Consider the following 22,244-nt stretch of genomic DNA (forward strand, 5'->3'; position numbering starts at 1 on the left):
GCTATGTTTTTAGTTGATTCACACTGCCACCTTGACGGGTTGGACTATAAAACGCTGCACAGCAGCGTTGATGATGTACTGGAAAAAGCTGCCGCGCGCGACGTGAAATTTTGCCTGGCGGTGGCGACCACGTTGTCGGGTTACCGGGCGATGCGCGATCTGATCGGCGAGCGCGATAACGTGGCGTACTCCTGCGGCGTTCATCCGCTGAATCAGGATGAAGCCTGGGATGTCGCGCAACTGCGCCAACTGGCGGCGGACCCGCGCGTTGTCGCTATGGGCGAAACCGGGCTCGATTATTACTACACCCCGGAAACCAAACCTCAGCAGCAGGAATCATTCCGCAATCATTTACGTATTGGCTGCGAGCTGAATAAACCCGTGATTGTCCATACCCGTGATGCCCGTGAAGACACCCTGGCGATCCTGCGTGAGGAAAACGTGACGGAATGCGGCGGCGTACTACACTGTTTTACTGAGGACAGGGAAACGGCAGCGAAGCTCCTCGATATGGGAATGTATATCTCGTTTTCCGGTATCGTGACGTTTCGGAATGCAGAGCAATTGCGCGAGGCCGCGCGTTATGTACCGCTCGACCGTTTGTTGATCGAAACGGACTCCCCCTGGCTCACGCCAGTGCCTCATCGCGGCAAAGAGAACCAGCCAGCGTTAGTGAGAGATGTCGCTGAGTACATGGCTGTGCTTAAAGGGGTTTCCGTCGAGGAACTGGCGCGTATTACGACGCGTAATTTCTCCGAACTCTTCCATCTTGACCTCTCCCACCTCGCCTGATTTGCAGGCTCTCTCAGTTATTTTAAAGCTCGTAATTAATATTTAAAGCGAGTAAAGTTCACCGCCTAAAAATGGGCGGTGACGCAGCGTTTAGACACATTTAGACATCCTCAATGTAAAGAAATGCAAGTTTTTGGCCTGCGCTTTGCTGAAACGTGATAGCTGTCAAACAATGTTGAGCCTATTTATTTTACTCTGCGTAATAAATAAAGGGCGCTTAGATGCCCTGTTTATGGCCTGTCTCTCCCCACAGGCTGATGCGTTAAACGCGTAAAAAGCACTAATACTCAGGAGCACTCTCAATTATGTTTAAGAATGCATTTGCTAACCTGCAAAAGGTGGGTAAATCGCTGATGCTGCCGGTATCCGTACTCCCGATCGCAGGTATCCTGCTGGGCGTCGGTTCCGCAAACTTCAGCTGGCTGCCAGCGGTGGTTTCCCATGTTATGGCAGAAGCGGGCGGGTCAGTTTTCGCCAACATGCCGCTGATTTTCGCCATTGGTGTCGCACTTGGCTTTACCAATAACGATGGCGTTTCCGCTCTGGCCGCTGTGGTGGCTTACGGCATTATGGTGAAAACCATGGCCGTGGTTGCGCCGCTGGTCCTGCATCTCCCCGCAGAAGAGATCGCGGCTAAACACCTGGCCGATACCGGTGTGCTTGGCGGGATCATCTCGGGTGCGATTGCCGCCTACATGTTCAACCGTTTCTACCGCATCAAGCTTCCTGAGTATCTGGGCTTCTTCGCCGGTAAACGTTTCGTGCCGATCATCTCTGGTCTGGCTGCGATCTTCACAGGCGTGATCCTGTCCTTCATTTGGCCGCCGATTGGCTCCGCCATCCAGACCTTCTCCCAGTGGGCTGCTTATCAGAACCCGGTAGTGGCGTTTGGTATCTATGGCTTCATCGAGCGCTGCCTGGTGCCGTTCGGTCTGCACCATATCTGGAACGTTCCATTCCAGATGCAGATTGGCGAGTACACCAACGCGGCAGGCCAGGTGTTCCACGGCGATATCCCGCGTTACATGGCGGGTGACCCGACTGCGGGCATGCTGTCTGGTGGCTTCCTGTTTAAAATGTACGGTCTGCCTGCTGCTGCGATTGCCATCTGGCACTCTGCTAAGCCGGAAAACCGCGCTAAAGTCGGCGGTATCATGATCTCCGCTGCGCTGACCTCGTTCCTGACCGGTATCACCGAGCCGATCGAGTTCTCCTTTATGTTCGTTGCGCCGATCCTGTACGTTATCCATGCGATTCTGGCAGGCCTGGCATTCCCGATCTGTATCCTGCTGGGTATGCGTGACGGTACTTCATTCTCTCACGGCCTGATCGACTTCATCGTTCTGTCTGGCAACAGCAGCAAACTGTGGCTGTTCCCGATTGTGGGTGCAGGTTACGCGGTGGTGTACTACACCATCTTCCGCGTGCTGATCAAAGCGTTGGACCTGAAAACCCCGGGTCGTGAAGATGCTACCGAAGACAGCAAAACCACCGGCACCAGCGAAATGGCACCGGCTCTGGTTACTGCATTCGGCGGTAAAGAAAACATCACTAACCTGGATGCATGCATCACTCGTCTGCGTGTCAGCGTGGCTGACGTGGCGAAAGTAGACCAGGCTGGCCTGAAAAAACTCGGCGCCGCTGGCGTGGTGGTTGCAGGTTCAGGTGTTCAGGCGATTTTCGGTACTAAATCCGATAACCTGAAAACTGAAATGGATGAATACATCCGTAACAGCTAAGTGTTGTTCGGGGAGACTGAGGGAGCCGCAAGGCTCCCTTTTTTATTGCCTGCGGTTTTGAAACAGGAAAGAGGCGGGGCGCTTTAACGCCCTCGCCTGAAAGTGATTAGAAGCTGTAGTTCGCGGTCACAGAGAAGTTGCGCGGCGCGCCGTAGATATAGGATTGTTCGATATTGGTATCGTACTCTTTATCAAACAGGTTATTCAGGTTGGCCTGAATGGCGAAGTCTTTGGTCACCTGGTAGCGGCCAAACAGGTCCACCAGCGCGTAGCTGCCTTGTTCAGCACGGAAGGTGCCGTATGGGGTAGCAACGTTCTGGTAGACTCGATTCTGCCAGTTCACGCCGCCGCCGACGGTTAGCTGTTGCAGCATCGGCAGGTTATAGCTGGTGAACAGTTTCAGCGTCGTGCGCGGCAGGTTAGGGTTAAACGCGTTGCCGTCGCGATCTTCCGCCACGTAGCGCGTCGCCCCGAAGGTCATCTGCCAGTAGTCGGTGATGGCACCGTTAACTTCAAACTCTACGCCTTTGCTTACTGTGCCATCGGCTTCAGCATACGCGCTTTCACCCGCGCTGCCCGGGATCACTTGGCCTGTGGTAACGCCAAGATTGTCCTGCTCGATGCGGAATACCGCCAGCGAGGTGGTCAGGCGGCTGTCCATCCAGTCAGATTTCACGCCCAGCTCGTAGTTATTGCCGGTGATCGGCGACAGGTATTTACCGTTAATGTCACGCACGGTTTGCGGCTGGAATACCGACGTGTAGCTGGCATAGGTTGACCAGTTTTCATTGATATCGAACACCAGACCGGCGTATGGCGTCGTGTTGTTTTTCTCAATGTTCTGGGTCAGGGTGTCGCTGCTCCACCTGGTGTAGCGCGCGCCAACAATCAGGTGCAGTGGATCGGCCAGCGAGATGCGGGTCGCGGTATAGGCCGATTTAATATGGATCTTATCGTCCTGCGCTACTGTCAGTTCGCCCCACTGGGTTTCCGGGAACTTGCCGTTGTAGTCGTAGTAGCTGCCCAGCTCGTCTGGGCCGATGTTAGCCCAGCTGTTCAGGTAGCGGTTATGCTGTTTGCTGTAGTTTGCGCCCACCATTAACTGATGCTGACGGCCTAACAGTTCATACGGCCCGCTGGCATAGACATCCAGCGCATCGACTTTGCGTTTACCGGTGTTGTAGCCCGTACCGCCCACCACCGGATAGCTTGCGCCGTAGTAACTTTCCATCATCCCGGTAGATTTATCCACCAGACCGTCAAGATAAAGCGCCTTACTGTCGAGGTTCATTTCGGTATGGGTGGCGTTGAGGGTCAGCTCCCAGTTATTTTCGAAACCCTGCTTCAGTGTCGCGAAGACTTTATTAAAGTCTTTGTCGTTATAGGCCCAGTTTGGCGCGGTGCTGTCGTGTTTGTTATGGCCAACCAGGCTACCGTCAGTATACCAGCGCGGCAGGCCGCCCCAGGTCTGGCTGTCGACGTTGATATCCTGATATTCATAGCCCACGGAGAAGCGGGTCATGTCGGTCAAATCAACATCCAGCACGCCGTATAAGAATTTCTTCTCATTGTTATACCGGTCCAGCCAGCTGTCGTTATTCTGGTAACCGGCTACCATACGGCCACGAATTCTGCCGTCATCGGTCAGCGGTGACTGTACGTCGGCAACATAGCGCTGTTTATCCCAACTGCCGTATTCCGCAGAGACGTCGCCTTTAAATTCGCGGCTGTCAGCGTGCTTACGCACCATGTTCACGGCGGCGGAAGGATTGCCAGGCCCGGTCATCAAACCGGTCGCGCCGCGAACGACTTCCACACGCTCCAGCAATGCGGTATCGGAAAGGGCATCGCCCAGGTTCCAGCGGGTTTCGAAGAAGGTGGGAATGCCGTCCACCATGTAGTTATCGATCAGGAATCCGCGAGAGTAATAAGAAATACGATCCGAGTCGGCTACCGATGCGCTAACGCCCGTGGTGTTAGACAGAACATCGCCCAGCGTTTGCAGCTTTTGATCCTGCATACGCTGTTCGCTGACTACGCTGACAGACTGCGGAATATCGCGCTGTACCAGCATCATTTTTGTGCCGGCAGAGGTGGTTTTAACGCTGTAATCCTGGCTCTCTTCGGCTTGTGCGTTAACGGCTGATGCCTCAACTAACACAGTATCTTCAGACTGCGGCGCGGCAAATGCCGAACTCACCGGCAGCGCGGCGCAAATGCACATCGCCAGCAGCGAGCGGTGCGGCAGAGAATTTTTCCTGGTATCAAAAACTAAAGACATGATTAACCCTTAATAAAAGACGCAAATTTTGCTGCGCGGCCTGGGTTTCCCAACGCCGCGTGGCATATTGTGTGTGGTAATAACATCAGAGATACGAATAAAAATGAGAACTATATGCATTTGGTGAATCGGTGTAAACAAATGTAAGAATGAAACTGAAACAGGAGTCCAGAAACGGTGATAGCGATCGCGCTGATGAGTTAAACGATTAACGTCATTCCTCTCACGAAATAACGATTTATCAACATAAATCTCTATAAACACTTCGGGAACAAACGTTATCCGTGGCGCAGCGCGCGGCGTTTTTTTTCGCGCAGTGGTTATCAGCAGGGGGCGGGTCTACAGTGAATAGGTCTGTTAACAGCGAGAGAGAACCAAGATGAAAGTTTCAGGTTATGCAGCGCTTTCCCCCACCGCGCCGTTAGCGCCTTTTCAGGTTGAGCGACGCACGCCGCGCCCCGATGATGTGACGATAGAAATTCTGTATTGCGGCGTGTGCCACTCCGATCTCCATCAGGCCAGAAATGACTGGGGCTTCAGCCAGTATCCGCTGGTGCCGGGCCACGAAATTATTGGCCGGGTGACTGAGGTCGGCGACAAAGTAACGAAATTTAAACCCGGCGATTTGGCGGGCATCGGCTGTATGGTGGATTCCTGCCGCGAGTGCAATCCGTGCCGGCAGGGGCTGGAGCAATATTGCGAAGAAGGCAATATCCAGACCTATAACGGCCAGGATCGCTTCGATCATCGCCCCACCTTTGGCGGCTATTCCCAGGCTATTCTCGCCAGTGAAGATTTTGTGCTGCGTATCCCGGAGGGACTGGATTTACAAGGCGCGGCACCGCTGCTGTGCGCGGGCATTACCACCTGGTCACCGCTCAAGCGCTGGAATATTGGCGAGGGCAGTAAAGTCGCGGTAGTCGGTCTCGGCGGGTTAGGGCATATGGCCCTCAAGCTGGCGAACGGTTTGGGCGCGGAAGTCACGCTGTTTACCCGTTCACCGGGCAAGGAAGAGGATGCGCGCCGCCTCGGGGCCCATCACGTGATTATCTCCACCGATCCGTCGCATATGGAGCAGGTGAAAAACCAGTTCGACCTGATTATCGATACCGTGCCTTATACCCACGACATCAACCCCTATTTGCCGACGCTGACCCTCGACGGCACGCTGGTGTTTGTCGGCCTGCTGGGCGAATTGCAACCCTATGTCAACACCGTGCCGCTGATCCTGGGCCGTCGCTCGGTGGCGGGTTCCTGCATCGGCGGGATTGCGGAAACTCAGGAGATGCTCGATTTCTGCGCGGAAAAAGGCATCGTTTCAGACGTGGAAATCATCAAGATTGAGGAGATCAATGAAGCCTACGAACGGATGCTGAAAAGCGACGTAAAATACCGCTTCGTGATCGATATGGCGTCCCTGGCGTCGTAACCCTGCGGTTTGTTTTGCTGGCGATGCGGCGAAACAAACCGTTTTATCCCGTTGGACTCCACGCAACCTATTGATTAAAACCAGTGTTTCATTTGTGGCAATCAGCGAGGGTGATATACTGAATGCACAGATGTTCACTCGTTTACTGCGCTTAATACCGCCGCAGCGTTAAAAAAGGATACGGTCATGGCTGAAGAAACTATTTTTAGCAAAATCATTCGTCGCGAGATCCCAGCCGACGTCGTGTTTCAGGATGAACTGGTCACCGCGTTCCGCGATATCTCTCCGCAAGCGCCGACCCATATCTTAATCGTTCCTAATGTGCTGATCCCAACCGTTAATGACGTCACCCCGGAGCACGAACAGGCACTGGGCCGTATGCTGACCGTGGCGGCGAAAATCGCCGAACAGGAAGGCATCGCCGAAGATGGCTATCGCCTGATCATGAACTGTAATCGTCACGGTGGGCAGGAGGTATACCATATCCATATGCACCTGTTGGGTGGACGCGCGCTGGGGCCGATGCTTTCCCATAAAGGGCTGTAACATGAAACGTGCGTGCCTTCTTGCATTGTGTTCACTGATGGTGCTGGCGGGGTGTAGCTCGCGCCCGGAAATTCCGGTGAGCGAGCGCCAGACGCTGGTGATGGAAACCTCGGTGATGGCGGCGGGGGTGATGGCTGAAAAACCAGAATTATCCAGTCAATCCGGCAAGCTCGTCGCCACCAGTACGCTTTACAATGAAAAGGATGTGCCCGTAACGCTGAACTATCAATTTTACTGGTACGAAGAGAGCGGACTGGAATTGCATCCACTGGATAAGTCCGCCACGGTAATCATACCTGCGCACAGCCGCATCGTGCTGAATGCGGCGTCGCCTTTTCTGGGCGCCAGCCAGGTTCGACTCTATCTCTGGTTATAAGGGGTGATATTAATGAGGGCGATGCCTCGTTTTTGGCTACTGGCGACAGTAGCGTTAATACTTTCCGGGTGTGTGATGCGCGGGCAACAGGAGCCTGCGCCGGTCGATCAAGCCACACCTGCGCCACAGCAACCGGTGCCAACACCTGAACCGGTGCCAACGGTGCCGTCTGTACCTGAAGTTCCGCCGCAGCCGGGTCCGATTGAGCATCAGGAGCCCACCCCTGCGGAGCCGAAAGTGCGCCAGTACGACTGGAGCGGCGCGGTTCAGCCGATGGTCGGCAAAATGTTGCAGGCGGGCGGTGTCAATGCTGGTAGCGTGCTGCTGGTGGATTCGGTCAACAACCGTACCAACGGTTCGCTGCAAACCGGTCCGGCTACCGAAGCACTGCGCAATGCTTTAGCCAATAACAACACCTTCACGCTGGTCTCCGCGCAACAACTCTCGATGGCGAAGCAGCAGCTCGGCCTCTCCCCGCAGGACAGCCTGGGCACGCGCAGCAAGGCGATTGGCATTGCCCGTAACGTCGGTGCGCACTATGTGCTGTATACCAGCGCAGGCGGCAACGTCAGCGCCCCGACCCTGCAAATGCAACTGATGCTGGTGCAAACCGGCGAAATTATCTGGTCAGGTAAAGGTGCGGTTTCCCAAATCCAGTGATGCGGCGTTAAACGCACTGCTTCAAACCCGGTTTCCGGCGGCTCAGGCCGCCGGTTCTGTTTCTCCGCTCCCCGGCTCCAGCGGCCAGAGCCTGCGCCTTGAATGGGCTGGCATGCCGCTGGTTGCCCGGCGCGATAGCGCGACGCTGCAATCTGGTGTTAGCCTGCGCCGCCACTACCGCGCCCTGAAGCGGCTCGCCCCCGGCCTGGGGCCAAAACCTTACGCTCTGGGCGACGGCTGGCTGGTAAGCGAATTTATTCGCGGTGACGTGGTCGAAACGTTACCCGATGCGGGTGAGCTGGCCGCGCTGCTGTATACTCTGCATCGCCAGAAAAGATTCGGCTGGCGCATTCACCTGCTGCCGCTGCTGATAAGCTACTGGCAGCAGAGCGATCCGGCCCGGCGCACGCTACTATGGCTACGCACGCTGCAACGTCTGGGCGCGCAGGGTGAGCCGCGCCCGCTGCGCCTGGCGCCGCTGCATATGGATCTTCATGCGGGCAATCTGGTGCGCAGCGCGGGTAAGCTACGGCTTATCGACTGGGAATACGCCGGAGATGGCGATGTGGCGCTGGAGCTTGCCGCTGCCAGCCTGGAAGAAAGCGAACGGCAACCATTAATAACCGATTACGCACGGCGCGCAGCGCTTAACCCGGCGCAGTTGCGTTTACAGGTCGCGCGCTGGCGGCCCTGGACTGTCGCACTGATGGCGGGCTGGTACGAGCGCCATTTCTGGCAAACGCGCGATAGCCAGTTTATTACACTTGCTAATGACGCCTGGAACAGGCTTAAGAATAATTAACCGGAGGTTGATGTGGGACCAGTAATGCTGGATGTAGCGGGCTTCGAACTGGATGCCGAAGAGCGCGAGATTTTAAACCATCCGCTGGTGGGCGGGCTGATCCTGTTTACCCGCAATTACCACGATCCGGCGCAGTTGCGCGAACTGGTGCGGCAAATCCGCGCGGCGTCCCGTCATCGCCTGGTGGTGGCGGTGGACCAGGAAGGCGGGCGCGTTCAGCGTTTTCGTGAAGGCTTTACCCGCTTGCCCGCCGCGCAATCTTTCGCCGAGCTGTATGGCGAGGAAGAGGGGGCCAGACTGGCGTTTGACGCCGGTTGGCTGATGGCCAGCGAGATGATCGCCATGGACATCGACATCAGCTTTGCCCCGGTGCTGGATCTCGGGCATATCAGCGCCGCCATCGGCGAGCGTTCATTCCACGCTGACCCGGCAATTGCCCTGCGGGTTGCCGAACAGTTTATCGACGGCATGCACAGCGCCGGGATGAAAACCACTGGCAAACACTTCCCCGGCCACGGCGCGGTGATGGCGGACTCCCATAAAGAAACGCCGCGCGATCCGCGTTCTGAAGAGGAAATCCGCACCCGCGACATGTCGATCTTTAAAAATCTGATCCTCGACAACAAGCTCGACGCCATTATGCCTGCTCACGTCATTTATCCGGAGGTGGATGACCGTCCAGCCAGCGGGTCGCCGCACTGGCTGAAAACGGTGCTGCGTGGGGAGCTGGGCTTCGACGGCGTGATTTTCTCCGACGATCTGTCAATGGAAGGCGCGGCGATCATGGGTAGCTATGCCGAGCGCGGCCAGGCTTCGCTGGACGCCGGTTGCGACATGATCCTGGTTTGTAATAATCGTGAAGGCGCGGTTAGCGTGTTAGATAACCTGTCGCCGATCAATGCTGAACGTGTTACGCATTTGTATCATAAAGGTTCATTTTCGCGCAGCGAACTGCTTGCTTCATCGCGCTGGAAGCAGGTGAATCGCGCGCTGGAAGCGCAGCATGAGCGCTGGCAGGCCCATAAAGCAGGGCTGTGATCGTTTATCGGTAAGCGGCAGGGTGAGGTTACGATGATAATTTATTTACACGGTTTCGACTCCAGTAGTCCGGGTAACCATGAGAAAGTGTTGCAACTGCAATTTATCGATCCGGACGTGCGGCTGATCAGCTACAGCACATTGCACCCCAAACATGATATGCAACATCTGCTGCGTGAAGTGGACAAGATGCTACAGTTAAATGCGGATGACCGACCGCTGATTTGCGGCGTCGGTCTTGGCGGCTACTGGGCCGAGCGGGTGGGGTTCCTGTGTGACATCCGCCAGGCTATTTTCAACCCGAACCTGTTTCCCTATGAAAATATGGAAGGGAAAATTGACCGCCCGGAAGAGTATCAGGACATCGCCACCAAATGCGTGGAGAACTTCCGCGAGAAAAACCGCGATCGCTGCCTGGTACTGTTATCCCGTAATGACGAGGCGCTCGACAGTCAGCGATCGGCGCAGGCGTTGCTCCCTTATTACGAAATTGTCTGGGACGAGCAGCAGACCCACAAATTTAAAAACATTTCGCCCCATTTGCAGCGTATCAAGGCGTTTAAAAGCCTCGGATAAGCGTTTTTGCGGTCAAAATGTTAACGGGTCAGCCATGTGCTGGCCCTTTTTGTTGAAGTTTTCGGCGGAAAAATTGATTCACATCAAATTTGGTATGACCATTGACCCGTTCATGTTATTCTTTGGTCAACAGGATGAAGAAACACGGGTAACCCTTTGTTAATTAAAAGCTATTTGTATAACCTTTAATTAACAATTGGTTAATAATTTAAGGGGGTCACGTTGACTACACCATTGAAAAAGATTGTGATTGTCGGCGGTGGTGCTGGCGGACTGGAGCTGGCGACGCAGCTGGGTAAAAAGCTGGGTCGCGGTAAAAAAGCCAAAATCACCCTGGTGGATCGCAATCACAGCCATCTGTGGAAACCGCTGCTGCACGAAGTGGCTACCGGCTCCCTCGACGAAGGCGTGGATGCGCTGAGCTATCTGGCCCACGCGCGTAATCACCATTTCCAGTTCCAATTGGGTTCTGTGGTGGATATCAATCGCGAAAGCAAAACCATTACCCTTGCGGAACTGCGCGATGAGAAGGGCGAACTGCTGGTGCCGGAACGCAAGCTTGCCTACGACACCCTGGTGATGGCGCTGGGCAGTACCTCCAACGATTTCAATACCCCGGGCGTGAAAGAGAACTGCATTTTCCTGGATAACCCGCATCAGGCGCGGCGTTTCCACCAGGAGATGCTTAACCTGTTCCTGAAATATTCTTCCAATCTCGGTGCCAGCGGCAAAGTGAATATTGCCATCGTCGGCGGCGGGGCAACGGGTGTTGAACTGTCGGCGGAGCTGCATAATGCGGTGAAACAGCTGCACAGCTACGGTTACAAAGGCTTAACCAACGAGGCGCTTAACGTCACGCTGGTGGAAGCGGGCGAACGCATCCTGCCGGCGCTGCCGCCGCGTATCTCAAGTGCGGCACACAGCGAGCTGACCAAACTGGGCGTGCGCGTGTTAACCAACACCATGGTAACCAGCGCGGAAGCCAACGGACTGAACACCAAAGACGGCGAGTTTATCAAAGCGGATCTGATGGTCTGGGCCGCAGGCATCAAAGCGCCGGACTTTATGAAGGATATCGGCGGCCTGGAAACCAACCGCATCAATCAGCTGGTGGTAGAGCCGACGCTGCAAACCACGCGCGACCCGGACATTTTCGCCATCGGCGACTGCGCATCCTGCGCCCGCCCGGAGGGCGGATTTGTGCCGCCGCGCGCCCAGGCGGCGCACCAGATGGCCTCCCTGGCGCTGGATAACATCCTGGCGCAGTACAAGAACAAGCCGCTGAAGAACTACGTCTATAAAGACCACGGTTCGCTGGTGTCGCTCTCTAACTACTCCACCGTGGGCAGTCTGATGGGCAACCTGATGCGCGGCTCAATGATGGTGGAAGGGCGTATCGCGCGCTTCGTGTACATCTCTCTGTACCGTATGCACCAGATCGCGCTGCACGGCTACATCAAAACCGGCCTGATGATGCTGGTAGGCAGTATCAACCGGGTTATTCGCCCGCGTCTGAAGCTGCATTAATCGTTATGCCCCTCCCGCATGCCGGGAGGGTTTCAGCATAAATCAGGCAAATTTGCCTTAAGTCACCTCAGACTCCTCTGAAACTCCCTTCAAAAGCCAACTATTGCTCGCTTTTACTCCTTCGTCTGATGTTTTCTCCTTACATCTGGTTGCAGAATTGTTATGAATAACACAGCCAGGAGGATGTCCTGTGAACAAATCAATGTTAGCGGGTATAGGGATTGGCGTAGCAGCCGCGCTGGGTGTGGCTGCGGTAGCCAGCTTAAATGTATTCAATCCAGCGCCAAAATACGCGCAGGTGGTTTCCGCCACACCGATAAAGGAAACGGTCAAAACGCCGCGTAAAGAATGTCGCAATGTCACCGTGACGCATCGTCGTCCGGTACAGGATGAAAACCGCCTCGCCGGGTCGGTATTAGGCGCGGTGGCAGGCGGTGTGATAGGCCATCAGTTCGGCGGCGGACGCGGTAAAGATATTGCCACGGTCGCTGGCGCGTTAGGCGGCGGGTATGCGGGTAACCAGATTCAGGGCGCTATGCAGGATCGTGATACCTATACCACCACCCAACAGCGTTGCCAGACGGTCTATGACAAGTCTGAGAAGATGATCGGCTATGACGTTACGTACAAAATTGGCGATCAGCAGGGCAAAATCCGTATGGACAAACAGCCTGGCGAAACTATCCCTCTGGACAGCAATGGCCAACTGATTTTGAATAACAACGCGTAAAAAAAGACATACTTCATAATTAGCCCCTTTGGCGCTCAGGCAGAGGGGCTTTTTTTATGCCTGAAAAGGGAGGCAGTGCGACTTACTTTGCCCACTCGCGAAAGCCACATGCCTTTTAATCGCGATGTCACCTGTAGCGCGCAGTGAGCAAAGTAGTGACGAAAACGCCCGTGAGGAAACAGGCTGGTCTAGATGATGTTATGTTGTCTAATTAACAATAAGCCAGTGATAAGAACCGACACAAAGGCGAAAAGTACGGTACCGCCTAATAACATCCAGAGACCGAACAACACCGTAATGACTATTAGCACTTTCAGTAAAGGTAATAGCATGATCATATTATTTTCCTTCTGCGGGTGTAGCCAGATGGGGGGACACACTCCTGTTTTATCGTGTTGCAGTGCTCAAATTGAAAAGTCCATATGAATTCGTCGTCCTGGCGAGATGTTCTCCTCTGTAAAGCTATGTCAACGCTAATCATTAGCTAACGAATAATCCGTGTTAATGCTAAAAATTCTAGTCACACCCGGTAATATATTTATAAAGTTTTGCCTATCGTTGATATAGGTATTGCCTATTAACTAAAAGCCGAGAGAAAACTTGATGTATTACGGAAGGTTATAAGTCAGCGGAAGGACAAATAAAAAACCTGGCGCGTCGGCGCCAGGTTAAGTGGAAAATTAATTTTACAGAGTATTCATGCGCGGTGGGCAGCGATCCAGCAACTCGACGCTGCTATCCTCGTTCTGCTGCTCCAGCATCACATCAAATCCCCACAGGCGATGCACGTGTTTCAGCACTTCCCGGCGGCCTTTATCCAGCGGCGCGCGGTTATGCGGGATATAACGCAGGGTTAACGAACGGTCGCCACGCAAATCCACATTCCACACCTGAATATTTGGTTCAAGGTTACTCAGGTTGTACTGCGATGAAAGTTTGTTGCGGATTTCGCGATAGCCTTCTTCGTTGTGGATCGCGGAAATCTCCAGATAATTATTGCGATCGTCATCCAGCACGGTAAACAGGCGGAAATCGCGCATCACCTTCGGCGACAGGAACTGGCTGATAAAGCTCTCGTCTTTAAAATCGCGCATTGCAAAGTGCAGCGTCTCCAGCCAGTCCGAACCCGCAATATCCGGGAACCAGTATTTATCCTCTTCGGTCGGCGACTGGCAGATCCGCTTGATGTCCTGGAACATGGCGAAACCCAGCGCATACGGGTTAATACCGTTATACCACGGGCTGTTATACGGCGGCTGGAACACCACGTTGGTATGGCTGTGGAGGAATTCCAGCATAAAGCGCTCGGTGACTTTTCCTTCATCGTACAGATGATTGAGGATGGTGTAGTGCCAGAACGTCGCCCAGCCTTCGTTCATCACCTGGGTCTGTTTCTGCGGATAAAAATACTGGCTGACCTTACGCACAATACGCAGGATCTCACGCTGCCACGGCTCCAGCAGCGGCGCGTTCTTCTCCATGAAATAGAGCAGGTTTTCCTGTGGCTCAGACGGGTAGCGGCGCTCGGCTTCGACCGCTTTTTCCTCTTCCCGGCGCGGCAGGGTGCGCCACAGCATATTCACCTGGCTTTGCAGGTACTCTTCACGGCTTTTCTGGCGCGCTTTCTCTTCCTGCAACGAGATTTTCTGCGGGCGTTTATAGCGGTCAACACCGTAGTTCATCAGGGCATGGCAGGAGTCCAGCAGCCGCTCCACTTCATCCACGCCGTAGCGCTCTTCGCACTCGGTAATATAACCGCGCGCAAAAATCAGGTAATCGACAATCGAGCTGGCGTCGGTCCAACTGCGGAACAAATAGTTATTTTTGAAGAAAGAGTTATGCCCGTAGCAGGCATGGGCCATCACCAGCGCCTGCATGGTAATGGTGTTCTCTTCCATCAGATATGCGATACAGGGGTTAGAGTTGATGACGATTTCGTACGCCAGGCCCTGCTGGCCGTGCTTATACAGCCTTTCGGTTTCGATGAACTTTTTACCAAACGACCAGTGGGGATAGTTAATCGGCATCCCGATACTGGAATAGGCGTCCATCATCTGTTCGGAGGTGATGACTTCAATTTGATGTGGGTAAGTCTCGAGGCGGTACAGCTTCGCCACTCTATCAATTTCAGCAAGATAGATATCCAGCAGCTCGAACGTCCAGTCTGGCCCATCGCTCAGGCGACGGGAATCCCTTGTTTCGGAATCAATAATAGCCATCAGCGCGCCCTCATTGTTGCGGAACCCTCTGCACGGGGAACCTTACCTACAAAGCATAGAACACAGCGGAAAAATCCGTGGCTTAACGAATTTTTTTCTCCGCGATTTAGTGATCCAGAACGGGGAATTTGCCGGGCGGCTTCAGAATTTTATCTTGCAGAAATGTGCGCCGAAGCAGGAGATGCTAATTTTCAGCATCCTGTGCTGGTCCGGCAAGATGTGAGGTTAGTCACCATAAAAAAAGCCTATGTTGAATAATATTTTCTTCTGGGTTATCAATTTGTAATCAGAAGATTATTCTTTCGGTTAAATCGGAGTGGATATGCGAGTCGTTGTGCTGGGAAGTGGCGTGGTGGGAGTCACCAGCGCCTGGTATTTACGTCAGCAGGGTCATGACGTCACCGTCATCGACAGAGAGCCGGATGCGGCGCTGGAAACCAGCGCAGCCAACGCCGGGCAAATCTCGCCGGGTTACGCCGCCCCCTGGGCTGCGCCGGGCGTACCGTTGAAAGCGATAAAATGGATGTTCCAGCGCCATGCGCCGCTGGCGATAAGCCTCGACGGCTCCAGCTTTCAGCTTAAATGGATGTGGCAGATGTTGCGTAACTGCGATACCCGCCACTACATGGAAAACAAAGGCCGCATGGTGCGTCTGGCGGAATACAGCCGCGACTGCCTGAAAGAACTGCGCGCCAGCACCGGGATCGCCTACGAAGGGCGGCAGGGCGGCACGCTGCAACTGTTCCGCACCGAGCAGCAGTATCAAAGCGCGGCGAAGGATATCGCGGTGCTGGAAGATGCCGGCGTACCGTATCAACTGCTGGAATCCCACCGGCTGGCGGAAGTGGAACCGGCGCTGGCCGACGTTGCCCACAAGCTGACCGGCGGTTTACAGCTGCCGAACGATGAAACCGGCGACTGCCAGTTGTTCACTCAACGCCTGGCGCGTATGGCTGCCGAGGCGGGCGTCGTGTTCCGCTATAACACCCCGGTGGACAGCCTGCTGTATGAAGGCAACCAGATTTACGGCGTTCAGTGCGGCCAGGAAGTGGTCAAAGCCGACGCCTACGTCATGGCCTTCGGCTCTTATTCCACCGCGATGCTCAAGGGCATTGTCGATATTCCGGTCTATCCTTTGAAGGGCTACTCTCTGACGATCCCGATCGCCGAAGAGAGCGGGGCGCCGATGTCGACGGTACTGGATGAAACCTACAAAATCGCCATTACCCGTTTCGATTCGCGTATCCGGGTGGGCGGCATGGCCGAAATCGTCGGCTTTAATACCGCGCTGCTGCAACCGCGTCGCGAAACCCTCGAAATGGTGGTGCGCGATCTCTATCCTCGCGGCGGGCACGTGGAGCAGGCGACGTTCTGGACCGGGCTGCGGCCCATGACGCCGGACGGCACGCCGATTGTCGGGCGCACCCCGTATAAAAACTTATGGCTGAATACCGGGCACGGCACTCTGGGCTGGACGATGGCCTGCGGCTCCGGCCAGTTAATCAGCGATCTGATTTCCGGGCGCACCCCGGCGATTCCTTTTGACGATCTTGGCGTGGCGCGTTACTCCTCCGGATTCCGCCCAACGTCATCCCATCGTTTACACGGGGCGCACCAATAACACAGGAGTAGTCATGGCTCGTCCAATTGTCGCGCGTCTCGACTTGCAAGCATTGCGGCAAAATCTTCAGGTGGTGCGCTCAGCCGCACCCCACTCCCGGGTGTGGTCGGTGGTCAAAGCCAATGCCTATGGACACGGTCTCGATCGCATCTGGTCGGGGCTTTCCGGCACCGACGGCTTCGCAATGCTCAATATTGAAGAGGCGATTTTACTGCGTGAGCGCGGCTGGAAAGGCCCGATTCTGATGCTGGAAGGGTTTTTCCACGCGGATGAACTGGCGCTGTTCGACCGCTACCGGCTAACCACCAGCCTGCACAGTAACTGGCAGGTGAAAGTGCTGGCTAACGCCCGGCTGAATGCGCCTATCGATGTGTACCTTAAAATTAACAGCGGCATGAACCGGCTGGGCTTTACGCCGGAGCGGGTCCAGACGGTGTGGAGGCAATTGCGCGAGCTGAAAAACGTCGGCCAACTGACGTTAATGGCGCACTTTGCCGATGCCGAACACCCGGACGGTATAGCTGAACCGCTGGCGCGCATTGAACAGGCGGCGGAAGGGCTGGACAGCCCACGCTCGCTGGCGAACTCCGCCGCCACGCTGTGGCACCCGGAAGCCCATTTCGACTGGGTGCGCCCGGGGATTGTGCTGTATGGGGCTTCGCCGAGCGGGCAGTGGCGCGATGTTGCTACCTCCGGCATCAAACCAGTGATGACGCTTAACAGCGAAATCATCGGGATTCAAAACCTGAAAGCAGGGGATACGGTGGGGTACGGCAGCCTGTACAAGGCCACTGGCGAACAGCGTATCGGGGTGGTGGCCTGCGGTTATGCCGACGGCTATCCGCGTCAGGCACCAACCGGTACGCCGGTGATGGTCGATGGCGTGCGCACCCAGCTGGTGGGCCGGGTGTCGATGGATATGCTGACGGTAGATTTAACGCCGTGCCCGCAGGCGGGCATCGGCAGTTCGGTAGAATTGTGGGGCGACAACATCAAAATCGATGATGTGGCCGCGCCCTCAGGCACCGTGGGCTATGAGCTGATGTGCGCACTCGCGCCGCGCGTGCCGGTAGTCACTCTCTAGCAACGTACCGGGGCGGATTACTCCGCCTCGGGTTCTGGCACCCGCAGGCCCACTTTGCGGATCTGGTTATCTTCTTTCTCCGCCACGGTCCATGTCATCCCGGCAAATTCAATCTGATCGCCGACAACCGGCGCGGCACCCAACTGCGCCAGCATCATCTCGCCAACGGTTTGCTGGGCGTCATGCGCGGCATCCGCTTCCAGACCATAGATAAACGCCACATCGGTGAATTTGGCGCTGGCTTCAAGGATAAAGTCGCCAAAGAAGCGCTGATCCAGCTCTACCGGCGGCGACTGGCTAAACAGCTTGCCCAGCGCGGGCAAATCGCGCTCGCGGCCAATCACGCACAGAATATCCCCTTCCTGAAGCCGGGTGCTGCCGTTGGGGTGCAACAGTTGATTATCGCGAAACAGCGCCGCGATGCGGGTCTCTTTTGGCATATGCAAATCACGCAGCGCCGCGCCCACGCACCATTTCTCTTCGCTCAGCTGGTAAACAAACTGCTCCCACGGATTTTCCGGGTGGATATCCAGCCCAACCCGGGAAATCGGCACGCCTACCGGCGGTACCACCACTTTGGCTTTTTTCGCTGCCCAGCCCAGAGAGGTCCCTTGCAACAGCAGCGACACCAGCACCACAAAGAACGCCACGTTGAAGAACAGCCGCGAGTTCTCAAGACCCGCCATCATCGGGAACACCGCCAGAATGATCGGCACCGCGCCGCGCAGCCCCACCCAGCTAATAAAAATGCGCTCGCGCAGATTAAAGCCGCGGAACGGCAGCAGGCCCAGGAACACCGACAGCGGACGGGCAAACAGGATCATCCACAGCGACAGCAACAGGGCCGGAATGGCGATAGCGAGTAAATCTGATGGGTTCACCAGCAGGCCCAACACCAGGAACATACCGATTTGCGCCAGCCAGGCCAGGCCGTCAAAATTTTGCAGAATAGCGTAGCGGTTGCGGATGGGCCGGTTGCCCAGCAGGAACCCGCACAGGTACACCGCCAGAATGCCGCTGCCGTCTATCGCCGTGGTAATGGCGAAGATCATGATGCCGCCGCTTAACGCCAGCAACGGATACAGCCCCTGGGGCATGGAAATACGGTTGATCATCTGCAACAGCAGGAAGCCGCCGCCCAGGCCAATAACAATACCCAGGCCGAACTGCTGGATGATTTCCCAGGCGAACATCCAGCTCAACGTACTGGTGTGATGCTGGATCATCTCAATCAGGGTAATGGTCAGGAACACCGCCATCGGGTCGTTGCTGCCGGATTCGATTTCCAGCGTCGCGCCGACACGCTCGTTCAGTCCCTTACCGCCAAGCAGGGAAAACACCGCCGCCGCATCCGTCGAGCCAACAATCGCGCCGATCAGCAGGCCTTCCATCATCGGCAAGCCGAACAGCCACGCCGCCGCCATGCCGGTCAGCCCGGACGTTATCAATACCCCGACGGTTGCCAGGGACAGCGCCGGGCCCAGCGCCACGCGAAATGAGCTTGCCTGGGTGCGCATCCCGCCGTCCAGCAGGATCACTGCCAGCGCCAGGTTACTGATCAGATAGGCGAGAGGGTAATTGTCAAAAGGAATGCCGCCAACGCCGTCGATGCCCGCCAACATGCCGATGGCGAGAAAGATAACCAGAATAGGGATACCGAGACGGGAAGAAAACGAACTTAATAAAATGCTACAGGTAATCAGCACCGAACCCAGAATAAACAGACTAAAAATCGCCCCGCCGTCCAACGTTATCGTTCTCCTTCATCATGCTCTCATCAAGGCGGCGCAACGCCGCCGGGCCTATTTTTGGTATACCACAATTACGGTGGGCGTGATGGACTAATTAACGATGTGAATGATTATTTGCGCAATTATTCACGACGGGATGACCTTTGACGGTCAACGACGCCTGATGCGCATCACAGTTCAGCGTGCCGGAAGCACCGAGCGGTAGCGTAACGGTGCGTTGCTCGTGGCCGAAGTCCAGACCCGGGATCACCGGGATCGCCAGGCGCTGGCGCAGGGCGTCTACCATCGCATCCAGGTCGTAGCCGTTGTCGTAATCATTGGGTTTACTGGCGCTGAAGCTGCCGAGTACCAGCGCGCGCTGCCGGTTCAGAATGCCCGCCTGATGCAGCTGCAACAGCATCCGTTCGATGCGGTACGGGTGTTCGTTGATGTCTTCCACCACCAGAATGCCGCCGTCAATATCCGGCATCCACGGCGTGCCCAGTAGCGAGCACAGCATCGCCAGGTTGCCGCCCCAAATCGTGCCGCTGGCCTGGCAGGCCGGCGCGCGTGTCTGCCAGTGAAGGGTAAACTCCGGCGAGGTAATGGCCTGCCAGAAATGGTCCCACGTGAAGGCGTTCATTTCCGGCGCACCGAAATTGCCCGCCAGCATTGGCCCGCAGAAAGTGATGACATTTTCGGTCGCCAGCAACTGTAGCTGAACGGCGGAAAAATCGCTGTGCCCGCAAATCACCAACGGATCCCGACGCTGGCGCGCCGCGATTGCGGAATAATCTATATTTTCGAGCAGCCGCGTGACACCGTAACCGCCACGTACTGGCAGCACGATATCAGAATTGGCCAACGCCGCCAGATGGTTAATATCGTGAAGACGCGCCGCGTCATCGCCAGCAAACCGTTGAAAACGCCGGGAAATGACCGCCTGGTTGTTCACCTGATGGCCCGCTTCAGTGAGTCTTTGCACGCCGCGTTGCGCGGCTTCCTGCGCAATACAGTAACCGGAAGGGGCGATAAGATGGATGCGAGACATGGCATTTCCTTGCTGATTTATTACATAGAATGGTTATCATGCCGCTAACATTGAGGGTTGTCATCCGTCGTGTGGTTTGCGGCTCGCCAGCGCGACGGGGTTTTCATGCCGGTTTGGCGAAACGATAAGGATAGTTTGCGTGAATTTTAAATGGCTGATTGTACTGGTCCTGTTGCTGGCAGGATGTTCCTCAACGCCCGACTATAAGAGTCAACCGTGGGACCCTGAGGTTCCGGTCAAACGCGCCATGCAGTGGTATCCGATTAGCGAAAAAGCAGGTGAGGCGTGGGGCGTCAGCCCGCGTCTGATTACCGCCATCATCGCGATCGAGTCAGGCGGCAATCCCAATGCGGTCAGTAAATCGAACGCTGTCGGTCTGATGCAGCTTAAAGCCTCTACCTCCGGGCGTGACGTTTATCGCCATATGGGCTGGAGCGGGCAGCCCTCCACCAGCGAGCTTAAAAACCCGGAGCGCAATATTTCGATGGGAACGGCATACCTGAGCATTCTCGAACATGGCGCGTTAAACGGTATTGAGAACACCACGACCATGCAATACGCGCTAATGGTGTCGTATGCCAACGGTGCAGGCGCGCTGCTGCGCACCTTCTCGTCGGATCGTAAAAAGGCGATTGATAAGATTAACGATCTCAGCCCGGATGAGTTTGTCGAACACGTGCAAAAAAATCACCCGTCGCCGCAGGCCCCCCGTTATATCTGGAAAATGCAGAAGGCCATGGACGCGATGTAATTAGCGCACTTTATTGGCCTTTTCGCGCGCGATACGTTCAAGCGCGAAAATAATCCGCTGCAATTCCCGCTCCGCCGCCGGGTTGATGTTGAGAAAACGGAAACTCAGGCGGGGCGTCACAATCGTCTCGTTTTTATTGCTCACCGTCAGGCGTTCTGAAATGGTGATCAACTGCATATCAAAGTGAAACGTTCCCCATTCGCCCAGCTCGATTTTCACCTGGGAAAACAGCTGTCCTTCCTGGAGCCCCTCGGGCACCGGGCCGTCGACCAGCGCGCCCATACCGCCGAGGGATAAATCCGCCAGCCGAAAACGAAAGGCGTTGCCGCTGTTCAGCGTCGCCTCGCAATAGAAAATGGGAGACAGGGGGGCAGGAATACGGAAATACTCGCGGCGTTGCACAAACCACAGGGAAGGGGGGAGTTGGGTGACAAATGCCGGAAGACTCTGAAAATCGCCCGCTTTAAGCTGCGGCAAATTGAACTCGATTTTCGCGCCCTGGGTTTCGGCGGAAATCTGGATATCACTGGCTTCCTGCACCGATTTATTTTCATGGCTCTGGCTACCGAAGTCCATCACCAGCTTGCTGGCATCCACGTCGAGAATGCGGCTGATCAGTTGTTGGCTGCCCCAGGAAATGCGGATCGGCACGCGATTCTTGTGCAAATCCCGTAAAACGCCCAGCACCGCCAGCGGATGATGTTTCAGAAACTGCTCATTATAGCTACTCACGTCCCCGATACCTGCTCTGTACAAAGTGATGGCAAGAATATCGGCAACGCGGCAAAAAACTTAATACAAATTCCAGGGGGGAATCGGCAAAATGACGATTAAGCGTGTGACCTTCCTCACCTTTTTCTAAAAGTTGCCTATACTTGATCTGTCTTTCATCAAGAGTACCCCGCCAGTGGCGGGTGATGTTTTTCAGCGAAGAAAAAGGAGCCGCACGATGGGTATTTTGTCCTGGATTATTTTTGGATTGATAGCAGGTGTGATCGCCAAGTTCATTATGCCGGGTAGGGACGGGGGCGGATTTATCCTCACCTGTGTTCTCGGGATTGTGGGTGCGGTTGTGGGTGGTTGGCTGGCGACTTTCTTCGGTATTGGCGGAGATGTCACGGGCTTTAACCTACAGAGTTTCCTGGTCGCGGTAGTGGGTGCCATTGTGGTGCTGTTGATCTACCGTATGCTACGACGGGATTAAGCTTTTTCAGTAATGAGAAAACGGCCTGATGGGCCGTTTTTTTTATGCGTTATAAGATGGAATTGTTCCGTTCGGTGGAATTGTTCCG

At 55.3% G+C, this 22,244-nt stretch carries 19 protein-coding genes and 2 pseudogenes; 16 read left to right on the forward strand and 5 right to left on the reverse strand.

Annotated elements, in window-relative coordinates:
• Nucleotides 1-3: 3 nt before the first annotated feature.
• Entirely contained in the window at nt 4-792 is a 789-nt protein-coding gene (locus ACVV26_RS09385) for a metal-dependent hydrolase (protein WP_474801152.1), read from the forward strand.
• A gap of 305 nt (nt 793-1,097) precedes the next feature.
• Nucleotides 1,098-2,531, forward strand: coding sequence for a PTS glucose transporter subunit IIBC (gene ptsG / locus ACVV26_RS09390; protein ID WP_474801154.1), 1,434 nt, complete (start codon nt 1,098-1,100; stop codon nt 2,529-2,531).
• 106 nt (nt 2,532-2,637) lie between these two features.
• Here ptsG and fhuE read toward each other — a convergent pair whose 3' ends face one another.
• On the reverse strand, nt 2,638-4,815 hold the full coding sequence (fhuE, locus tag ACVV26_RS09395) for a ferric-rhodotorulic acid/ferric-coprogen receptor FhuE (protein WP_474801798.1): 2,178 nt from the start codon (nt 4,813-4,815) through the stop codon (nt 2,638-2,640).
• A gap of 376 nt (nt 4,816-5,191) precedes the next feature.
• Between fhuE and ACVV26_RS09400 the strand changes: the two genes are divergently transcribed.
• The 9 genes from ACVV26_RS09400 to ACVV26_RS09440 all read left to right on the forward strand — a co-directional run bounded on the left by ACVV26_RS09400 (nt 5,192) and on the right by ACVV26_RS09440 (nt 12,496).
• A complete protein-coding gene (locus tag ACVV26_RS09400; RefSeq protein WP_474801156.1) occupies nt 5,192-6,241 on the forward strand; it encodes an NAD(P)-dependent alcohol dehydrogenase in 1,050 nt (349 codons plus the stop codon).
• 186 nt (nt 6,242-6,427) lie between these two features.
• Nucleotides 6,428-6,787, forward strand: coding sequence for a purine nucleoside phosphoramidase (gene hinT, locus ACVV26_RS09405; protein WP_312982622.1), 360 nt, complete (start codon nt 6,428-6,430; stop codon nt 6,785-6,787).
• Nucleotide 6,788: 1 nt separating this feature from the next.
• The gene (locus ACVV26_RS09410) at nt 6,789-7,163 is read left to right on the forward strand and encodes a YcfL family putative periplasmic lipoprotein (protein WP_474801158.1); all 375 of its coding nucleotides are present in this window, start codon (nt 6,789-6,791) and stop codon (nt 7,161-7,163) included.
• A gap of 12 nt (nt 7,164-7,175) precedes the next feature.
• Nucleotides 7,176-7,823, forward strand: a complete 648-nt coding sequence (lpoB, locus tag ACVV26_RS09415) for a penicillin-binding protein activator LpoB (RefSeq protein WP_312982618.1) — start codon at nt 7,176-7,178, stop codon at nt 7,821-7,823.
• Nucleotides 7,801-8,625, forward strand: coding sequence for a thiamine kinase (gene thiK / locus ACVV26_RS09420; RefSeq protein WP_474801160.1), 825 nt, complete (start codon nt 7,801-7,803; stop codon nt 8,623-8,625). Before lpoB ends, thiK begins: the two co-directional genes overlap by 23 nt.
• 12 nt (nt 8,626-8,637) lie before the next feature.
• Nucleotides 8,638-9,663, forward strand: coding sequence for a beta-N-acetylhexosaminidase (gene nagZ, locus ACVV26_RS09425; protein ID WP_474801162.1), 1,026 nt, complete (start codon nt 8,638-8,640; stop codon nt 9,661-9,663).
• A 33-nt stretch (nt 9,664-9,696) separates the two neighbouring features.
• The gene (gene ycfP / locus ACVV26_RS09430; RefSeq protein WP_312982613.1) at nt 9,697-10,239 is read left to right on the forward strand and encodes an alpha/beta hydrolase YcfP; all 543 of its coding nucleotides are present in this window, start codon (nt 9,697-9,699) and stop codon (nt 10,237-10,239) included.
• Nucleotides 10,240-10,461: 222 nt separating this feature from the next.
• A complete protein-coding gene (locus ACVV26_RS09435) occupies nt 10,462-11,766 on the forward strand; it encodes an NAD(P)/FAD-dependent oxidoreductase (RefSeq protein WP_125292089.1) in 1,305 nt (434 codons plus the stop codon).
• A 190-nt stretch (nt 11,767-11,956) separates the two neighbouring features.
• Nucleotides 11,957-12,496, forward strand: coding sequence for a glycine zipper 2TM domain-containing protein (locus ACVV26_RS09440; protein WP_312982610.1), 540 nt, complete (start codon nt 11,957-11,959; stop codon nt 12,494-12,496).
• Nucleotides 12,497-13,182: 686 nt separating this feature from the next.
• Here ACVV26_RS09440 and ACVV26_RS09445 read toward each other — a convergent pair.
• Nucleotides 13,183-14,715, reverse strand: coding sequence for a SpoVR family protein (locus ACVV26_RS09445; protein ID WP_474801164.1), 1,533 nt, complete (start codon nt 14,713-14,715; stop codon nt 13,183-13,185).
• A 322-nt stretch (nt 14,716-15,037) separates the two neighbouring features.
• Between ACVV26_RS09445 and ACVV26_RS09450 the strand changes: the two genes are divergently transcribed.
• From ACVV26_RS09450 to ACVV26_RS09460, 3 genes and pseudogenes are all read left to right on the forward strand, one after another.
• A complete protein-coding gene (locus tag ACVV26_RS09450; RefSeq protein ID WP_474801166.1) occupies nt 15,038-16,336 on the forward strand; it encodes a D-amino acid dehydrogenase in 1,299 nt (432 codons plus the stop codon).
• A 13-nt stretch (nt 16,337-16,349) separates the two neighbouring features.
• Nucleotides 16,350-17,420 carry a catabolic alanine racemase DadX gene (gene dadX, locus ACVV26_RS09455; RefSeq protein ID WP_474801168.1) on the forward strand — a complete coding sequence of 357 codons (1,071 nt, stop codon included), beginning with the start codon at nt 16,350-16,352 and terminating at the stop codon, nt 17,418-17,420.
• Nucleotides 17,381-17,509 (forward strand): annotated as a pseudogene (locus tag ACVV26_RS09460) (hypothetical protein); the annotation flags it as partial. The gene dadX and the pseudogene ACVV26_RS09460, both read left to right, overlap by 40 nt.
• Here the strand turns inward: ACVV26_RS09460 and ACVV26_RS09465 are convergent.
• Nucleotides 17,504-19,126: pseudogene (locus ACVV26_RS09465) on the reverse strand (potassium/proton antiporter); the annotation flags it as partial. The pseudogenes ACVV26_RS09460 and ACVV26_RS09465 overlap by 6 nt on opposite strands.
• A gap of 139 nt (nt 19,127-19,265) precedes the next feature.
• Nucleotides 19,266-20,201 carry a muramoyltetrapeptide carboxypeptidase gene (gene ldcA, locus ACVV26_RS09470; protein ID WP_474801170.1) on the reverse strand — a complete coding sequence of 312 codons (936 nt, stop codon included), beginning with the start codon at nt 20,199-20,201 and terminating at the stop codon, nt 19,266-19,268.
• Between the two features lie 139 nt (nt 20,202-20,340).
• Between ldcA and emtA the strand changes: the two genes are divergently transcribed.
• Nucleotides 20,341-20,952: a membrane-bound lytic murein transglycosylase EmtA gene (emtA, locus tag ACVV26_RS09475; RefSeq protein WP_312982602.1), complete on the forward strand. Its 612-nt coding sequence runs from the start codon at nt 20,341-20,343 to the stop codon at nt 20,950-20,952.
• Here emtA and ycgR read toward each other — a convergent pair whose 3' ends face one another.
• Nucleotides 20,953-21,684: a flagellar brake protein YcgR gene (ycgR, locus tag ACVV26_RS09480; protein WP_312982601.1), complete on the reverse strand. Its 732-nt coding sequence runs from the start codon at nt 21,682-21,684 to the stop codon at nt 20,953-20,955.
• Nucleotides 21,685-21,901: 217 nt separating this feature from the next.
• Here ycgR and ACVV26_RS09485 point away from each other — a divergent pair, with 217 nt between their 5' ends.
• Nucleotides 21,902-22,156: a GlsB/YeaQ/YmgE family stress response membrane protein gene (locus ACVV26_RS09485; protein ID WP_183171963.1), complete on the forward strand. Its 255-nt coding sequence runs from the start codon at nt 21,902-21,904 to the stop codon at nt 22,154-22,156.
• The last annotated feature ends 88 nt before the right edge of the window (nt 22,157-22,244 follow it).

This window comes from Atlantibacter sp. MEI4A-1023, from assembly GCF_056155425.1.

Excerpts from the sequence above, each read along its gene's own strand:
- ACVV26_RS09385 (WP_474801152.1), top strand. The coding sequence starts at position 4 with ATGTTTTTAGTTGATTCACACTGCCACCTTGACGGGTTGGACTATAAA.
- ptsG (WP_474801154.1), top strand. The coding sequence starts at position 1,098 with ATGTTTAAGAATGCATTTGCTAACCTGCAAAAGGTGGGTAAATCGCTG.
- ACVV26_RS09400 (WP_474801156.1), top strand. The coding sequence starts at position 5,192 with ATGAAAGTTTCAGGTTATGCAGCGCTTTCCCCCACCGCGCCGTTAGCG.
- hinT (WP_312982622.1), top strand. The coding sequence starts at position 6,428 with ATGGCTGAAGAAACTATTTTTAGCAAAATCATTCGTCGCGAGATCCCA.
- ACVV26_RS09410 (WP_474801158.1), top strand. The coding sequence starts at position 6,789 with ATGAAACGTGCGTGCCTTCTTGCATTGTGTTCACTGATGGTGCTGGCG.
- lpoB (WP_312982618.1), top strand. The coding sequence starts at position 7,176 with ATGAGGGCGATGCCTCGTTTTTGGCTACTGGCGACAGTAGCGTTAATA.
- ycfP (WP_312982613.1), top strand. The coding sequence starts at position 9,697 with ATGATAATTTATTTACACGGTTTCGACTCCAGTAGTCCGGGTAACCAT.
- ACVV26_RS09445 (WP_474801164.1), bottom strand. The coding sequence starts at position 14,715 with ATGGCTATTATTGATTCCGAAACAAGGGATTCCCGTCGCCTGAGCGAT.
- ACVV26_RS09450 (WP_474801166.1), top strand. The coding sequence starts at position 15,038 with ATGCGAGTCGTTGTGCTGGGAAGTGGCGTGGTGGGAGTCACCAGCGCC.
- dadX (WP_474801168.1), top strand. The coding sequence starts at position 16,350 with ATGGCTCGTCCAATTGTCGCGCGTCTCGACTTGCAAGCATTGCGGCAA.
- ldcA (WP_474801170.1), bottom strand. The coding sequence starts at position 20,201 with ATGTCTCGCATCCATCTTATCGCCCCTTCCGGTTACTGTATTGCGCAG.
- ACVV26_RS09485 (WP_183171963.1), top strand. The coding sequence starts at position 21,902 with ATGGGTATTTTGTCCTGGATTATTTTTGGATTGATAGCAGGTGTGATC.